Annotated in this window: 12 protein-coding genes; 6 read left to right on the top strand and 6 right to left on the bottom strand. The window is 73.6% G+C overall.

Annotated elements, in window-relative coordinates; genetic code table 11:
• Positions 1 to 125: 125 nt before the first annotated feature.
• Together VSR01_RS13785 and VSR01_RS13780 are read left to right on the top strand one after the other, a co-directional pair.
• Positions 126 to 1,493: a UDP-glucose dehydrogenase family protein gene (locus VSR01_RS13785; RefSeq protein ID WP_326449511.1), complete on the top strand. Its 1,368-nt coding sequence runs from the start codon at positions 126 to 128 to the stop codon at positions 1,491 to 1,493.
• A 201-nt stretch (positions 1,494 to 1,694) separates the two neighbouring features.
• A complete protein-coding gene (locus VSR01_RS13780; RefSeq protein ID WP_326449510.1) occupies positions 1,695 to 2,600 on the top strand; it encodes a COG4705 family protein in 906 nt (301 codons plus the stop codon).
• 169 nt (positions 2,601 to 2,769) lie between these two features.
• Here the strand turns inward: VSR01_RS13780 and VSR01_RS13775 are convergent, their stop codons facing one another.
• Complete coding sequence (locus VSR01_RS13775) at positions 2,770 to 3,330, bottom strand: CGNR zinc finger domain-containing protein (RefSeq protein ID WP_326449509.1); 561 nt, start codon at positions 3,328 to 3,330, stop codon at positions 2,770 to 2,772.
• A 111-nt stretch (positions 3,331 to 3,441) separates the two neighbouring features.
• Between VSR01_RS13775 and VSR01_RS13770 the strand changes: the two genes are divergently transcribed.
• Positions 3,442 to 3,813, top strand: coding sequence for a VOC family protein (locus VSR01_RS13770; RefSeq protein ID WP_326449508.1), 372 nt, complete (start codon positions 3,442 to 3,444; stop codon positions 3,811 to 3,813).
• Positions 3,814 to 4,096: 283 nt separating this feature from the next.
• Positions 4,097 to 4,795: an LAETG motif-containing sortase-dependent surface protein gene (locus VSR01_RS13765; RefSeq protein ID WP_326449507.1), complete on the top strand. Its 699-nt coding sequence runs from the start codon at positions 4,097 to 4,099 to the stop codon at positions 4,793 to 4,795.
• Between the two features lie 148 nt (positions 4,796 to 4,943).
• On the opposite strand, the gene VSR01_RS13760 is transcribed toward VSR01_RS13765, so the two are convergent.
• Positions 4,944 to 6,179 (bottom strand): LCP family protein, encoded by a 1,236-nt coding sequence (locus VSR01_RS13760; protein ID WP_326449506.1) that lies wholly within the window; start codon positions 6,177 to 6,179, stop codon positions 4,944 to 4,946.
• A 255-nt stretch (positions 6,180 to 6,434) separates the two neighbouring features.
• On the opposite strand from VSR01_RS13760, the gene VSR01_RS13755 reads away from it, so the two are divergent.
• Positions 6,435 to 6,902, top strand: a complete 468-nt coding sequence (locus VSR01_RS13755; protein ID WP_326453646.1) for an acyl-CoA thioesterase — start codon at positions 6,435 to 6,437, stop codon at positions 6,900 to 6,902.
• A 118-nt stretch (positions 6,903 to 7,020) separates the two neighbouring features.
• Here VSR01_RS13755 and VSR01_RS13750 read toward each other — a convergent pair whose 3' ends face one another.
• Positions 7,021 to 8,415, bottom strand: a complete 1,395-nt coding sequence (locus tag VSR01_RS13750) for an LCP family protein (protein ID WP_442785670.1) — start codon at positions 8,413 to 8,415, stop codon at positions 7,021 to 7,023.
• Positions 8,416 to 8,814: 399 nt separating this feature from the next.
• Here VSR01_RS13750 and VSR01_RS13745 point away from each other — a divergent pair, with 399 nt between their 5' ends.
• Entirely contained in the window at positions 8,815 to 9,891 is a 1,077-nt protein-coding gene (locus tag VSR01_RS13745; protein WP_326449505.1) for a glycosyltransferase family 2 protein, read from the top strand.
• An 18-nt stretch (positions 9,892 to 9,909) separates the two neighbouring features.
• On the opposite strand, the gene VSR01_RS13740 is transcribed toward VSR01_RS13745, so the two are convergent.
• The 3 genes from VSR01_RS13740 to VSR01_RS13730 form a co-directional block, all read right to left on the bottom strand.
• The gene (locus tag VSR01_RS13740) at positions 9,910 to 11,373 is read right to left on the bottom strand and encodes an LCP family protein (protein WP_326449504.1); all 1,464 of its coding nucleotides are present in this window, start codon (positions 11,371 to 11,373) and stop codon (positions 9,910 to 9,912) included.
• Between the two features lie 538 nt (positions 11,374 to 11,911).
• Entirely contained in the window at positions 11,912 to 13,804 is a 1,893-nt protein-coding gene (locus VSR01_RS13735) for an LCP family protein (RefSeq protein ID WP_326449503.1), read from the bottom strand.
• A 153-nt stretch (positions 13,805 to 13,957) separates the two neighbouring features.
• On the bottom strand, positions 13,958 to 15,484 hold the full coding sequence (locus tag VSR01_RS13730; RefSeq protein ID WP_326449502.1) for an LCP family protein: 1,527 nt from the start codon (positions 15,482 to 15,484) through the stop codon (positions 13,958 to 13,960).
• Between the last annotated feature and the right edge of the window lie 39 nt (positions 15,485 to 15,523).

Genomic DNA, 15,523 nt, shown 5'->3' with positions numbered 1-15,523 from the left:
CCGCCCCAAAGATCTCCCCATGCGATCTATGCACGCATTGTGGACCTGTGGCCTGCGGCTCGGCCACGGTTTGGCGGATACCGCACTCGCTATCGCCGCAGGCCGTGCGGACTATGCTCTCCGGCATGCCCCTGAAGCTCACCGTCATCGGCACCGGCTACCTCGGCGCCACCCACGCGGCCGCGATGGCCGAGCTGGGATTCGAGGTGCTCGGCCTGGACATCGACCCGGCCAAGATCGAGCTGCTCGCGCAGGGCCGCGTGCCGATGTACGAGCCCGGACTGGAGGACCTGCTGGCCCGGCACGTGGCCGGGATCGAGGGCTCCAGCGGGCGGTTGCGCTTCACCACCTCCTGGGAGGAGGTCGGCGCGTTCGGCGACGTGCACTTCGTCTGCGTCAACACCCCGCAGAAACAGGGCGAGTACGCCTGCGACATGAGCTACGTGGAGAGCGCCTTCGCGCTGCTCGCGCCACACCTGCACCGGCCCGCGCTGGTGGTCGGCAAGTCCACCGTGCCGGTGGGCAGCGCGGCCCGGCTCGCGCGGACGCTGCGCGAACTGGCGCCGGCCGGCGCGGACGCCGAGCTGGCCTGGAACCCGGAGTTCCTGCGCGAGGGCTTCGCCGTGCAGGACACCCTGCACCCGGACCGGATCGTGATCGGCGTCGACAGCCCGCGCGCCGAGTCGCTCCTGCGGGAGGTCTACGCCAAGCCGGCCGCGGAGGGCACCCCGTTCGTGGTGGCCGACTATCCGACCGCCGAACTGGTGAAGACCGCCGCCAACGCCTTCCTCGCCACGAAGATCTCCTTCATCAACGCGATGGCCGAGGTCAGCGAGGCGGCCGGCGGCGACGTCGCCAAGCTCGCCGAGGCGATCGGCTACGACGAGCGGATCGGCCGCAAGTTCCTGCGGGCCGGCATCGGCTTCGGCGGCGGTTGCCTGCCCAAGGACATCCGCGCGTTCATGGCCAGGGCCGGTGAGCTGGGCGCCGACCAGGCGCTGACCTTCCTGCGCGAGGTCGACTCGGTCAACATGCGCCGGCGCACCCAGATGGTCGAGATGGCCCGCGAGGCGCTGGGCGCGGCGCCGGGCCGCGGCTCGGGCGGCGGCGGCTTCCTGGGCAGCCGGATCGCGGTGCTCGGCGCGACCTTCAAGCCGGACTCCGACGACGTGCGCGACTCGCCCGCGCTCAACGTGGCCGGCCAGATCCAGCTCCAGGGCGGCCAGGTCACCGTCTACGACCCCAAGGGCATGGACAACGCGCGCCGGCTCTTCCCCACCCTCGGCTACGCTCCGACCGCGCTGGACGCGGTCCGCGGCGCCGACGTGGTGCTGCACCTGACCGAGTGGCGCGAGTTCCGCGAGCTGGACCCGGTCGCGCTCGGCGAGGCGGCCGGCCGCCGCTGCCTGCTCGACGGGCGCAACGCGCTGGACCCCGAGGTGTGGCGCAAGGCCGGCTGGACCTACCGCGCGATGGGCCGCCCGCACGCGTAGCCCGCACGCACAGCCCGCACCCACAGCCCGCACGCACAGCCCCGCGCCCGCGGGCCTCGCGCGGGCGCCTGGCGCCCGCCCGCAGGCATAGATCGGGTAAAGCCCGCCGGGCCCGCGAACCTCTCCCCGCGTTCCACCGTCTACAGTCCTGTAGTCAGTGGAACGCGGCGCGCCACGCGCCGGAAAGGCGGCGGTTCGCGCATGGAGCAGACCCAGTACCCCTCTCCCGCCGACCGGCGGCTCGCACCCCGGCACGCGTCCGGCGGTCCCGCACGGGCGGCGGCCGTCCGGTTCGCGTCCTCGAAGGTGCCGGTGTGGATCACCGCGTGGTTCTGGCTGACCAAGGTCCTCACCACCGGCATGGGCGAGACCACCTCGGACTTCCTCGGCCGGGTGCTGAACCCGGTGGTCGCGGGGGCGATCGGGCTGCTCGGGCTGGTCGGCGCGCTGCTGCTGCAGTTCCGCGCGGCGCGCTGCTCGCCCTGGATCTACTGGTCCGCGGTGGTGATGGTGAGCGTCTTCGGCACCATGGCGGCCGACGTGGTGCACGTCGTCGCCGGGGTCCCGTACGCGGTCTCGACGGTGGTGTTCGCCGTGCTGCTCGCGGTGGTGCTGGTGGCCTGGCACCGCAGCGAGGGCACGCTGTCCATCCACAGCATCGACACCCCGCGGCGCGAGCGCTTCTACTGGGCCACCGTGCTCACCACCTTCGCGCTGGGCACCGCGGCCGGCGACCTCACCGCGGGCACGCTCTCGCTCGGCTACTTCTCCTCCGGCGTGCTGTTCGCCGCGGCGATCGCGGTGCCCGCGGCGGCCCGGCTCGCCGGTCTGAACGCCGTCGCCGCCTTCTGGTGGGCGTATGTGCTGACCCGTCCGCTGGGGGCCTCCTTCGCCGACTGGATGGGCGCGGCCACGTCGCACGGCGGCCTCGGCTGGGGCACCGGTCCGGTCAGCCTCGGCCTCGCGGCGCTCATCGCCGCGGCGGTCGGCCGGCTCGCCCTCCAGGACGCGGCCGGGCGGGGGGCCGTGCGCCCCGGCGAGACGGCGCCCGCCGGCGAGGCGGAGCCGGGCGAGCCCGCGCGCCGGGCCGCCGCGTCCTCCTCCTGACCGCCGCGGCACCTGACCGCCGGCACCCGACCGCCGCGGCACCCGACCGCCGCGGCACCTGGCCCCGTGGCCTCCTGACGGCCGCGGCACCTGGCCCCGCGGCCTGCTGACGGCTGCGGCCCCTGGCCCCCGCGGCCCCGCTGACCACCGGGCCGGCGCCTGACCGGACTCAGGCGCCGGCCCGGTTCCTGCGGTACGTGCGCATCTTGGCGCGGCTGCCGCACAGCGCCATCGTGCACCAGCGGCTGCGGCCGGCCGGGCTGCGGTCGTAGTAGACCCACCGGCAGGTGTCCGCGGCGCACGCCTTCAGCCGCGGCCACGTGCCGTCCGCGACCGCCGCGGCGACGGCCGCGGCCACCGCGGCGGTGAGGGCCGCGGTCGGGCCGAGCCCGTCGGCCGGGCGGACCCGCGCGGCGCCCGCCGCGTCGATCTCCAGCCGCAGCGGCGCGGCCCGCAGCAGCCGGTCCAGCGTGCCCAGGGCCTCCCCGGGCACCGTCGCCCCCGCGTGCGCCGCGCACACCTCCCGTAGCGCCTCGCGCAGCGCCACGGCCTCGGCGAGGTCGGCCGCGCCCACGCCGCGGGCCGGCAGCCCGTGTCCGCGCAGCCAGGCCGCCAGCTCCGCGGGCGAGCCCAGGCTCTCCTCGCCCGGCTCCAGGTCGACGGTGTTCACCAGCTCCTGGACCAGTCGCAGCGGCTCGGGCGCGGGCGCGCGTGCTCCGGGCTCCTCCACCCTTGCCACGTTACCCCCAGCCCGCCATGATGAAGTAACGGTTACCGGCTGAGGCCCATCTGCCGGTAACGGTGCCCGGCGGAACGAAGCCCACGACGGAGGGAACACGTCATGATCGGCAGGCTCGGAGCGGTGGTCCTGGACAGCCCCGACCCCGCGGCGCTCGCCGCGTTCTACGCGGAACTGCTCGGCGGCACGGTCGAGGTCGACGACGACGGGGAGTGGGTGGACCTGCACCGCGAGGGCGAGCAGGACCTCGCCTTCCAGCGCGCGCTCGACCACAAGCCGCCGGCCTGGCCGGACCCGGAGCGCCCGCAGCAGTTCCACCTGGACGTCGCGGTCGAGCGCGCCGCCATGGACGACGCCGAGAAGCGGGTGCTCGAACTCGGCGCCACGCTGCTGGAGGGCGACAACGACGGCGCGCGCAACTGGCGGGTCTACGCGGACCCGGCCGGGCACCCGTTCTGCCTGTGCGCCTGCTGACCCGAGCCCGCGGTCCCCGTGCCCGCCGGCCCGTCCCGCCGTGGTGCGGATGGGGTCGGTGGGGCGGGCGCGGTTCGTCTCAACTCTGTAATAAACCGCGGACGGCGGCGTGTTCAGGCTGACGACTTTGCACGGGTGAAGAGGTTTAGCGGGCGGTTTGCGGCCAATTGACAAGCGATCGCGGGGACTTGTAGAGCTGTCGGGTCATCCGCTGCGGGACGGGGGTCCGTTGAGACGCAGGGGTGATCCTCCGTGATGTGAACCGATCCCGTGAAGGGAAGCCGTGTCCATAAACCGCCGCACCGCCATAGCGGTGCGTTCCATCGGCGTCGCGTCCGCCGCAGCCGCGCTCTCGCTGGCCGTCGGCGGGACCGCCTTCGCCTGCGACATCCGTGACTTCACCGCCGACGTGTCCTGCAACACCGCGACCGGCAAGGCCGACGTCAAGGTGACCGACACCGACACCAGCGGCACCGCCGTCGACGTGACCGTCTACGTGGGCGACAAGAACGTCGGCTCCGGCCACTTCAACGGCGCGTCGACCACCCAGTCGATCGACATCCAGGTGCCCTGGTACGCCGACAGCACCTACCGCGTGCACGTGCAGACCGTGGGCAGCAACCGGGTCGACTCCGACGTCACCAAGGGCAGCCTGACGACCAACGGCACGACCTGCGCCGCGCCCACCACCCCGACGCCGACCCCGACCGACAGCACCACCCCGCCGGCCAGCACGCCCCCGGCGAGCACGCCGCCCACCACCGCGCCCGCGAGCCCGACGCCGAGCGCGAGCACCACCTCGCCGGCCCCGGCCGTCGGCGACACCAACGCGCCGTCCCCCGCGGCGGGCACGCAGGACCTGGCCGAGACCGGTGGCGGCAGCAACACCGGCATGATCGCCGGCATCGCCGCGGCCCTCGTGGCGGCCGGCGCCGGCGCGGTCTTCTTCCTGCGCCGCAAGACCGCCACCGCGCGGCACTGAGCACCTGACGCGCCGGCGTTCCGGCGCACGCACGCGCGCCGGCGCACCGACACGCGGAAGCGGCCCGACCCCTCCTCCCGGGGGCCGGGCCGCTTCCGCGTGTCCGCGTGCGCGTCCGCGTGCCGGTGCGCCGTGCCGGCGCCGTACGTCAGTTGCCGCTGACGGTGACCTTCTCGTCGTTCTTCAGCTCGTCGAAGAGCTGCTTGGCCTTCGTCATGTCCCACTTCACGGCGTCGCCGTCGTTGGGGGTCATGTAGTTGGCGTTGCCTATCGGCACGGTCATCTGCCGGCCGTCGCCGCCGGTGACGCCCTTCATCGCCCAGAACATGTGGGTCAGGTCCAGCAGGCTCATCTTCTTGTCGACGATGAGCGTGTCCAGGCCCGAGCCGATGACCGGGTACAGCTTGAACGGGTTGAGGATGGTGGACGGCGAGGCCGCCTGGTGGGCCAGGGTGGACAGGAACTTCTGCTGGTTGCGCATCCGGCCCAGGTCCTGGTCGGCCTCCTGGTGCCGCTGCCGGACGTAGGCCAGCGACTGCTGCCCGTTCATCTTCTGGCAGCCGGCCGCGAAGTCCGCGCCGGACGCCTTGTCGTGCAGCGGCTTGTCCAGGCAGATGGTGGTCCCGCCCAGCGCGTTGACCAGGTTCACGAAGCCGGCGAAGCCGATCTCCGCGTAGTGGTCGATGTGGATGCCGGTGTTGTACTCGATGGTCCGGGTCAGCAGCTCGGGGCCGCCGTCGGCGTAGGCGCGGTTCAGCTTGTGCGTCGAGGCCGCGTAGCGCTTGTGCGTCTCCTTGCCGGTGAAGGCGGGGATGGTGACGTAGGAGTCGCGCGGCAGGCTCAGCATCGTGGTGCCGTTGCCGCCGGTGTGCAGGATCATCATCGAGTCGGTGCGCTGGCCCTCGGCGGCGCCGGTGTGCAGCTTCTTCTCGTCCTCCTTGGTCAGCCCCTCACGGCTGTCCGAGCCGACGATCAGGTAGTTCGTGCCCTTGCCGGCCGGCGGCCGGTCCTCGACGGTGCTCAGGTCCACCTCGCGGCGCACCTTGGAGTCGGCCCAGAAGTACGTCGAGACCGTCACCGCGAGCAGCACCACGACCAGGCCGAGCGCCGTGACGCCGATCTTCTTGCGGGTGCTCCAGCGCCGCCTGCGCGGCCCCGCGGCCGTGCCCGGGGCGCCCGGTCCGCCGGGACCGCCCGGCCCACCGGGTCCGGAAGGGCCGCCGTAGCCGCCCGGGCCGCCCGGCGCGGCGCCCGGCTGGGGGCGCCTGGCGGCCTGCGGCGGGACGCCGCCCGAGGCTGCCGCTGCCCTGCGCGGCGACAGTTCTGGCGGCAGCGGAGGCTCGGAGAGCCTGCGCTGCTCGGTGTCATCGCTCCAACCGTTCATGTCCGCCAGTGTGCCCGGCCACGGGGGGTCACCCTGAATCCCAGGCGGTTCTGTAGCAGACCCGATGCATTCGCCCCGGCTCGGGAGCCGTTTCGTGACGTGAGCACGGTCGGACATAAGGTGGATGTCATGATCGAGGACCCGTCCCGACCGCAGCACCCCACCGCCGGCGGCCCGGACCCGCTGGCCACCCCGGCCGTGCCCGTCGTCGCGGAGCGGCCGACCTCCGCCTCCCGGATCACGCTCTCCCACATCATGAGCGCCCACGACACGAACCTGCTGGGGACCGTGCACGGCGGCGTCGTGATGAAGCTGGTGGACGACGCCGCGGGCGCGGTCGCCGGCCGCCACTCCGGGGGGCCCGCGGTCACCGGCGCGATGGACGAGATGGCCTTCCTGGAGCCGGTCAGGGTGGGCGACCTGCTGCACGTGCGCGCGCAGGTCAACTGGACCGGCACCACCTCCATGGAGATCGGCGTACGGGTCGTCGCCGAGCGCTGGAACGAGTCCGGCCCCGCCAAGCAGGTCGCCAGCGCCTACCTGGTCTTCGTCGCGGTCGACGCCGAGGGTCGGCCGCGCCCGGTGCCGCAGGTGGTGCCGGAGACCGACCGGGACCGCCGCCGCTGGCAGGAGGCCCAGATCCGCCGCACCCACCGGCTGGCCCGCCGCCGCGCCATCGTCGAGCTGCGCCGCGAGCGCGCCGCCGAGGGCCTGGGCGACTGAGCCGACCCCGCACGGACCGCATGGACTGCATGGACTGCACGGACCGCAGGGACCGCACGGGCCGTACGGACCGCACGGACCGGCCGCGCGCCGCAGGCCGGGGTACGGCACCGGTCCGCTACGGACAGGCGACCTCGTCGCCGGTCACCGCGCTCTCGCCGACCGGGTGCGAGGCGGCCCGCACCGGCGTGACCTTGGTGTAGTCGGGGCCGAGCACGACCCGCATCACCGCGCCCTGGCCGGCCACCGGCACCAGCTCCGCCGTCGGCAGGGCGACGCCCAGCGCCTTCGCCGAGCGGTCCCAGCGCGGGTCGTAGCGGATCTCGGTGCGGGCGACCTTGGTCTCGGCGGTGGCCGGCAGCTCCGGGGTGACGAAGCCGGTCGCGCGCAGCGCCTTCTGCGCGGCGGCGGCCAGGCCGTTGGTCGACGTGCCGTTCGCCACCGTGACCCGGATCGTCGCCGGAGCGACGTCCACCGTGGCCGGGCCGGAGCCGGCGGAGGAGTGCGCGGCGGGCTTCGGCGCGGTCAGCGGCCGGTCCGCGCGGATCGCCGCCCACAGCTTGCCGGCCTTCGCCTCGTCCCACTTCACCGTGGAGCCGATGCCCGGGACCTTGTAGTTCAGTTCGCTCAGCGGCACCGAGGCGAACTCCGAGGAACTGGGCGAGAAGCCCTTCATGCCCTGCGCGAGCGCGATCAGGTCGGTCGCGCTGAGCCCCTGGTCGGCGCGGACCGAGCCGAGCACGGTGCCGGCCACCCGGCTCAGCTCGACCGGGTTGCTCAGCGTGCCGCTGCTGGTGATCTTGTGGATGACCTGGGCGAGGAACTTCTGCTGCCGCTGCATCCGGCCCAGGTCCGCGGAACCGTCGATGTGTCGGGAGCGGACGTACTGCAGTGCCTGGCCGCCGTCGAGCCGGGTGGTGCCCGCGGGCAGCTTCAGCCCGGTGTAGGAGTCGGTGAGCGGCTCGGTGGTGCACACCGGGACGCCGCCGATCACGTCGACGGTCTTCATGAAGCTGGTGAAGTCGACCTCCAGGTAGTGGTCGATGTGCACCCCGGTGAGCCGCTCGACCGTCTGCACGGTCAGCTTGGGGCCGCCGTCGGCGTACGCTTCGTTGATCTTCGCCGGATGCGTGCCCACGGGCGCCGACGCGGACGGGGACGCCGACGCGGACGGGGATGCCGACGCGGACGGGGATGCCGACGCGGACGGTGCCGCGGACGCGGAGCCCGGCGCCCGGGAGGCCGCCGGCGTCGCCCCCGCGGCGCCGCGCGAGGCGAGGACCGCCGCGGGGCCGACGTCCGGCAGCCGTACGTAGCTGTCCCGCGGGATGCTCACCACGCTGGCCCGCCGCCGGTCCTGCGACAGGTGCACCAGCATGATCGTGTCGGTGCAGTGGCAGGGCGCGCCGCCCAGGTGGTACTGCCGCTTCTCGCCCGGGTCCAGGCCGTCGCGGCCGTCGGTGCCGACCAGCAGGAAGTTGGTGCCCTTGGAGCCCTCGGGGCGGCCCTGCATGCCGCCGAAGGCGTCCACCCGGTCGATCGCCCCGCTCAGCGAGTTCACCACCGCGTGCCCGAGCCCGCTGGCGGTGATCACCAGCAGCGCGATCCCGCCGGCGATCCTGGTGCTCCACCGGACCGGCGGCCGGCGCGGCCCCGGGCGCCGCGCGCCGCCCGCGCCCCGGGCGCCCCGCGCCCCCTGTCCGGGGGCGACCGTCCGGGCGCGGGGGACCTGCCCCGCGCCGGCGGGCGGGGCCGGCGCCGGTCGCCGGTCGGCGTCGGGTGGGCGGCACGGGCACGACCTCCGGGCATCGGGGACGAAGCGGAGCAGAACCCGTTCAGGCTAGGGACAAATAGGACTGTCGGTTATGGCCCCACGCGCTGGTGTCCCCCGATAGCGGTAACGTTCCTCACGATGAACGCCGCCACCCACGCCTCGAACCCCGCGCTCCCGGCCGTCTCCGTGATCATGCCGGTGCTCAACGAGGAGCGCCACCTGCGCAACTCCGTCCGGCACATCCTGGCCCAGGACTACCCGGGCGAGCTCGAAGTCGTCATCGCGCTCGGCCCGTCCACGGACCGCACCGACGCGATCGCGGCCGAACTCGTCGCCGAGGACCCCCGCGTCCACACCGTGCCCAACCCGACGGGACGCACCCCCGCCGCGCTCAACGCGGCCATCGCCGCCTCCCGCCACCCGGTGGTGGTCCGCGTCGACGGCCACGGCATGCTCTCGCCGAACTACATCGCCACCGCCGTGCGGCTGCTGGACGAGACCGGCGCGGCCAACGTCGGCGGCATCATGCACGCCGAGGGCGAGAACGCGTGGGAGCAGGCGGTCGCCGCGGCGATGACCGCGAAGATCGGCGTCGGCAACGCCGCCTTTCACACCGGCGGCGCCGCCGCGCCCGCGGACACCGTGTACCTCGGCGTCTTCCGCCGCGAGGTGCTGGAGCAGCAGGGCGGCTACAACGTGGAGTTCATCCGCGCCCAGGACTGGGAGCTGAACTACCGCATCCGCGAGGCCGGCCACCTGATCTGGTTCTCGCCCGAGCTGCGGGTCTCCTACCGCCCCCGGCCGAGCGTGCGCACCCTGGCCAAACAGTACAAGGACTACGGGCGCTGGCGCCGCGTCGTCACCCGCTACCACCGCGGCTCGGTCAACCTGCGCTACCTGGCCGCCCCCGGCGCGCTGATCGCCAACGCCGCCGGCCTGGTGGTCGGCGCGGCGCTCACCCCGTGGGCGCTGCTGGTGCCCGCGGCGTACCTGGCCGGCATCACCGTCGGCTCGCTGCCGGCCGGGCGCGGGCTGCCCGCGGCGGCGCGCCTGCGCATCCCGCTGGCGCTGGCCACCATGCACATGTGCTGGGGCTACGGCTTCGTCACCAGCCCGCGCTCGCTGGCCCGCCGGGTGATCGCCAGCCGCCGCCCGGCGGTCACCGGCGACGCGCACCCGGCGCAGACGTCCACCGGAACCCCCGCGGACGTCTGAGCCGCGCGCGGCGCCGGCTCAGAACCGGTACGTCGGCTCGACGTACATGCAGTTCTTGGACGAGTCCTCCGCGCCGTTGACCGCGTCCGCGTCGGTCGGCACCGAGCCGGCCTTCGGCAGCGTCGCCGCGTAGTCCGTGCCGGTCTTCCAGTCGGCGCCGACGGTCAGCGTGATGGCGTCGGCCTGCGCGGACGCCTTGACGCCCGTGGCCGGGATGCCGAGCGCCTTGGCCACCGACAGCGCGTCCGACCTGCCCTGCGCGCCGGCGCTCGCCGGGTAGACCAGCGTGGTGCCCTGGCTGGGGTGCGCCTGCTGGGTGGCGGCGGCCTTGGCGAAGCCCTTGGCGACCAGCTCCTGCGCGATGTCGCCGGCCCGGTGCGAGGTCGGGACGCCCTCGTCGGTGCCCGCCGTGCCGTTGACCACGGTGACCGGGACGGTGGCCGGCGCCGCGGCGGGCGGTCCCGCCGGCGCGGTGGTCGGCTTGGCGCTCGGCGACGCGGTCGAGGCGGCCTTGCCGTTGGCGTCCATCGCCACGTCGTTGCGCATCAGCGACCAGACGGTCTGGGCGCTGGGGGCCGGCACGTAGTGGTTCTGGTTCTCCGGGTCCTCGATGTGCGGCATCGTCAGCATCGTGGTCCGGTTCGGCGGGATGCTCTTGAGCTGCATGCCCAGGTCGTAGAGCTTCTTCGGGGTGCCGATCTCGGAGGACACGGTGAACGCCGACATCGCCTTGGTCGCGATGTCGTTGAGCCGGCCCGGGTTGGAGAAGAGGTTCTGGCTGCGCAGGTTGCGCAGCAGCGAGCTCATGTACATGTGCTGCGCCTTGGAGCGCATCGCGTCGCTGCCGAAGGCGTGCCGGGTGCGCAGCCACTGCAGCGCCTGCTCGCCCTTGACCGTGTGGGTGCCGGCCGTCAGGTGCAGGTGCGAGCCGCCGGGCTGGGCCGCGGTCGGGTGGTCGTCCACGTTCTGCTGCACGCAGACCTGCGCGCCGCCGAGCACGTCGGCCATCTTCACCACGCCGGCGAAGTCGATGGTCAGCCAGTGGTCGATGTAGAGGCCGCCGGTGAGGTTCTGCACGGTGGCCAGGGTGCAGCCGGCGCCGCCGCGGGCCAGCGAGGCGTTGATGATGTCGGTGGTCGCCGGGTATTCCTGGTGCGTCTTGGGGTCGGTGCACTTGGGTATGTTCACCCGGGTGTCGCGCGGGATGCTGACGATCGACATGTTGCTGCGGTCCGCCGACAGGTGCGCGATCATGATCACGTCGGCCCGCGCGCCGGTGCTGTCGGCCGCGCCGCCCAGCTTGGCGTCCTCGGGGTCGGAGCGGGTGTCGGAGCCGAGGATGAGGATGTTCAGCGGGGTGTCGCCGTCGGCGTTGGCCTTCGGCTTGATCGCGTGGGTGTCGCCGCTGACCCGCTGCCCCTTGTGGATCTTGCTGGCGAGGTACTCGTAGTAGCCGTAGGCCGCGCCCGCAGTGCCCAGCACCGCCACCGAGGTGCCGATCGCGGTCCACTTCAGCAGCCGTCGGCCGCGGCTGCGGGGAGCCCGCCGGCCGCCTCTGCGGTGGCCGCCGCCGGGGCCGCCGGGTCCGCCCGTGCCGTCGGGTCCGCCCGTGCCGCCGGAGCCTTCCTGGGCGCCGCGGCTCCGCGCCCGGTGCGAGCCGGGCTGCGGGGCGCGCGGCCCGGGTATCGCCTGGCCGGGCGGGGCGGAGGCGCCGCCGGACTCGGGGGGCGCGTACGCGCCGTCGGGGCCGGAAGGGGCGTACCCGCCGTGCTCCGCCGGCGGATATCCGCCGTCCGGCTCCGGGGCGTACGCGCGGGCGTCGTCCCGGTACAGCCCCTGCTCCCAGTCAGGAGCGGCGCCGTAGCCGTTCCCCCCACCGTCCCGTCGCGCATAGCGTCCTCTCCCCGTGCTGCTGCGGGCGTCAGCCCTTTCGTCTCGGCTGGCGGTCGCAGCCTCATCCCTTAGTCAGACGGTCGGGAGGCGCGCGGAGTTGCAATCAGGCCACACGACGTGCCCGCGCTCACCCCACGCAGGCCGAATTGTCCGCTTCCGTCTTGGGCACGCTGCTGGGCAGCGCGGTGGGCGCGGCGATCGGCGTGCCCGGCGCGGTGAAGTCCTTGCCGAGGGTGAGCGTCATGTAGGCCAGCGGCTCGGCGTCCACCGTGCCCTGGTGCAGCGCGGAGGCCGGCAGGCCCATCATCGCGGCCAGCGAGCGGGCCTGGTCGGCCTGGTTCGGCGCGTACTCCAGTGTGGTCTTCGCCACCTCGGCCGGCGCGTTGCCGATGTTCGCCGAGCGGTTGACGCCCTCGTCGTTCTGCAGCCAGTTCACCGTCTGCTGCGCGGCGCCGAAGATCCCGCTGCCGTTGCGGACGTTGACCCGGGTGTTGTGCGGGGTCGCCTTGGGGCCGTCGGTCCGCGGGTCGGGCGTCGCGGTCGTGGTCTTCTTCTTGGTCGCGGTGAGCGAGGTGTCGTCCTTGATCAGCCGCAGCAGCTGGGGCGCCCGGGTCTGGTCGACGACGACGGTGGCGTGCACCTTCTCGTTGGGGTTGTCGACCACCGGCAGCGTGACGAACGTGATGTTCTTGGTGTTCACCTTGCTGAGGTCCTTGGCCAGGCTGCTCAGCTTGGTGACGCTGCCGATCGCGGAGTCCACGGTGAGCGCCTTGGTCGCGGCGTTCGCCAGCGTCCACAGCTTGGTCGGGCTGGTCAGTATGTCGGTGGACTTCATCTGGCGGATCATCGCGCTGAGGAAGTTCTGCTGCAGCTTGATCCGGTCCAGGTCGCTCTGGTTCTGCAGCGCGTGCCGGGTCCTGACGAACTCCAGCGCCTGCTCGCCCTCCAGCTTGTGCGGGCCCGCGGTGAGGTTCAGGTGCGACTTGGCGTCGACCAGCGGCCGGTTGAGGCACACCTCGACGCCGCCGACCGCGGTCGACAGCGTCTTCACGGCCTCGAAGTTGACCATCATGAAGTGGTCGATCTTCAGCCCGGTCATCTGGCTGACCAGCCGCATCGTGCAGCCGGGGTCGCGGCCGTCCTGCCCCAGGCTCTCGTTGAACTTCGGCGACGAGGTCGACACCGGCGTGCCGGGGACGACCTTCGTCGAGCCGTCCTTCTGCTTGGTCGGGCAGTCCGGGATGGCCGTCACGGTGTCGCGCGGGATGCTCACCGCGGTCGCGTTGGAGCGGTCGGCCGAGACGTGGAAGAGGATCGTGGTGTCCGCGTGGCCGACGCTGCCCGCGTCGCCGTACTTCTTGCCCAGGCCCTGGCGGCTGTCGGTGCCGATCACCAGGATGTTCATCGGGCCCTCGTGGGTGACGCTCTTGCTGCCCGCGTCGCCCACGTCGACGGTCGTGATGTTGTTGTTGAAGTGCTCGTAGACCAGGTAGCCGCCGACCGCGGTGACCACCAGCACGAAGCCGACGGCGCCGCCGGTCCACACCAGCGCCTTCTTCTTGCGGGACATCTTCGGCTTGGCCCGGCGCCGGCTGCGCGGACCGCCGGGGCCGCCGGGAGCGCCCGGCCCGCCCGAGCCTCCCGCCCGGCCGGCGCCGCGTCCGCCGCCGGCCGCGGCGGCCGTGCGGGCGGCCCGGCGGCCGTGGGAGGCGGGCGCGGTGTCGCCGGCGCCGCGGGCGGGCGGGACGGTGGGCAGCGGGGCCGTGCCGGTGCCGGTGCCGGTCGGCGCGGACGGGACCGGCGGCGCGGTGCGCGCGGCGCCGGCGGCGTCCTCGGGGGAGGAGGGGGCGCTGTGCGCGGCCGGTCCGCCGGCCGCGCCGTCGCCGTAGCGGGCCTGCGCGGGCACGCCCGGGGCGTGCGCGCCGGCGTCCGGCTCCAGCCGCAACTGGTAGGTGCCCGTCGCGGGGTCCAGCACCCACTGGTCCGCCGGGTCGATGTTCCCACGGCCTTGCGTGTCCACGGTCCCTCAGGTCCTCCCTCCGGGAACGGCCGGATCGCTCACACTAGCCGCCCAGTTCATCGCCGATATCCGGCCGTGACAAATCCTGCGTCCCTACAAGCGGACAAACCCGTTGATCCCGTCGGAGACTTGAGCGGACTTTTCAGCAGGTTTTCATTGATCTTTGCCGCAGATGTCACGATCCGCGGTGGTTCCGTGGAACGTCGGGGCGGAGGTGGAGCCGGCGCCGGGGGAGGAGGTCGCGCCGGCGGACGGGGTGGACGAGGGGGCGCTGGTGGAGCCGGCGGAGCCCGTGGGGTCGGCGGAACTCGCGGAATCCGTGGAGCCCGTGGAGCCCGTGGACGCGGAGGGCGCGCCCGTGTCGGTCGGGCCGGAGGTCACGCGGATCGCCTGGTCGGCGCGGACCGCGGCGAACAGCCGGTCGGCGTCGGGCTGGACGAGCTGGTCGCGGTTGTGGTCCTCGACGTACGGCTCGCGCGGCACGGTCAGGAAGTGGATCTGCCCGGCCGGCACCTTCTGCAGGCTCTGCGCCAGCTTGTACAGCTCGCTCAGCGAGTTGAGCCCGGGGTCGGCGGTCAGCGACTTGGTCGCGGAGTCCAGCAGCGGGTAGAGCTTGACCGGGTTGAGCAGCACGCCGTTGCTCTGCACCTTCTTGACCAGCGAGGCCAGGAAGTCCTGCTGCCGCCCGATGCGTTCGGTGTCGCTGCCGTCGCCGAAGCCGTGCCGGGCCCGGACGAAGCCGAGCGCCTGCTCGCCGTCCAGCTTCTGCCGGCCGGCTGGCAGGTCCAGGTGCGCCTGCTGGTCGTGCACCGGGTCGGCCAGGCACACCTCGACGCCGTCCACCGCGTCGACCATCTTCTTGAAGCCGCTGAAGTCCACGATCAGGTGGTGGTCGACGCGGACGCCGGTCATCTCCTCGACCGTACGGATCGTGCAGGCCGCGCCGCCCGCCTCGAACGCCCAGTTGAACTGCTCGAACTTCGGGCTGATCGTGCTGCCATCGGGCTTGGTGCACTCCGGGACGTGCGCCATCAGGTCGCGCGGGATGCTCATCGCGGTGGCGTTGCTGCGGTCCGCCGACAGGTGCAGCAGGATCGTGGTGTCCGAGCGCTGCGTGCCGCTGTCCTGGCCGTACTTCTCGTTGCCGTTGCCGCGGTTGTCCGAGCCGATCAGCAGGATGTTCTCGGCGGCGGTCGGCTCCTGCGCCGGCCGGTGGTCCTCCTGCGCCTTCAGCTCGGTCTCGGTGACGTTGTCGGTGGTGATGTTGCCGTTCAGGTGCTGGTACACGTACCAGGCGCCGCCGGCCAGTGCGAGCACCACGAGCGCGGTGCAGACGGCCAGGACGCGCAGCCAGCGGAACCGCCGCCGGGCCGCGGGCGGTTCGGCGACCGCGGGGACCGCCGGGGCGGCGGGGGCGGTCGCGGCGGGGGCGGCTGCGGCGGCCTTCGCGGGGGTGGTCGCGGAAGGGCCGGTCGCGGCGGCTTTCGCGGCCGGTTCCGTGACGGGTTCCGCAACGGCCTCCGGGCCGGGTTCGGCGCCGGGTTCCGCGTCGGCAGGCGGCGCGGGGTCCGCGGGACCCGCGGGGGCGGCCGGAGAAGTCGGAGGAGTCGGAGGAGTCGGGACGGCCGGTATGGGGCCGGATGCGGGGTCGCCGGGCTCGGGGTCTGCTGGCGTGGTCACGTCGGTGGCCGTCCTCGGTAGGTCGCCGGTTGCCGGGGT

The organism is Actinacidiphila sp. DG2A-62 (assembly GCF_035825295.1).
Lineage (GTDB): Bacteria > Actinomycetota > Actinomycetes > Streptomycetales > Streptomycetaceae > Actinacidiphila.
The sequence above is the reverse complement of the archived record's forward strand: the minus strand, read 5'-3'. Positions and strand labels throughout refer to the sequence as shown.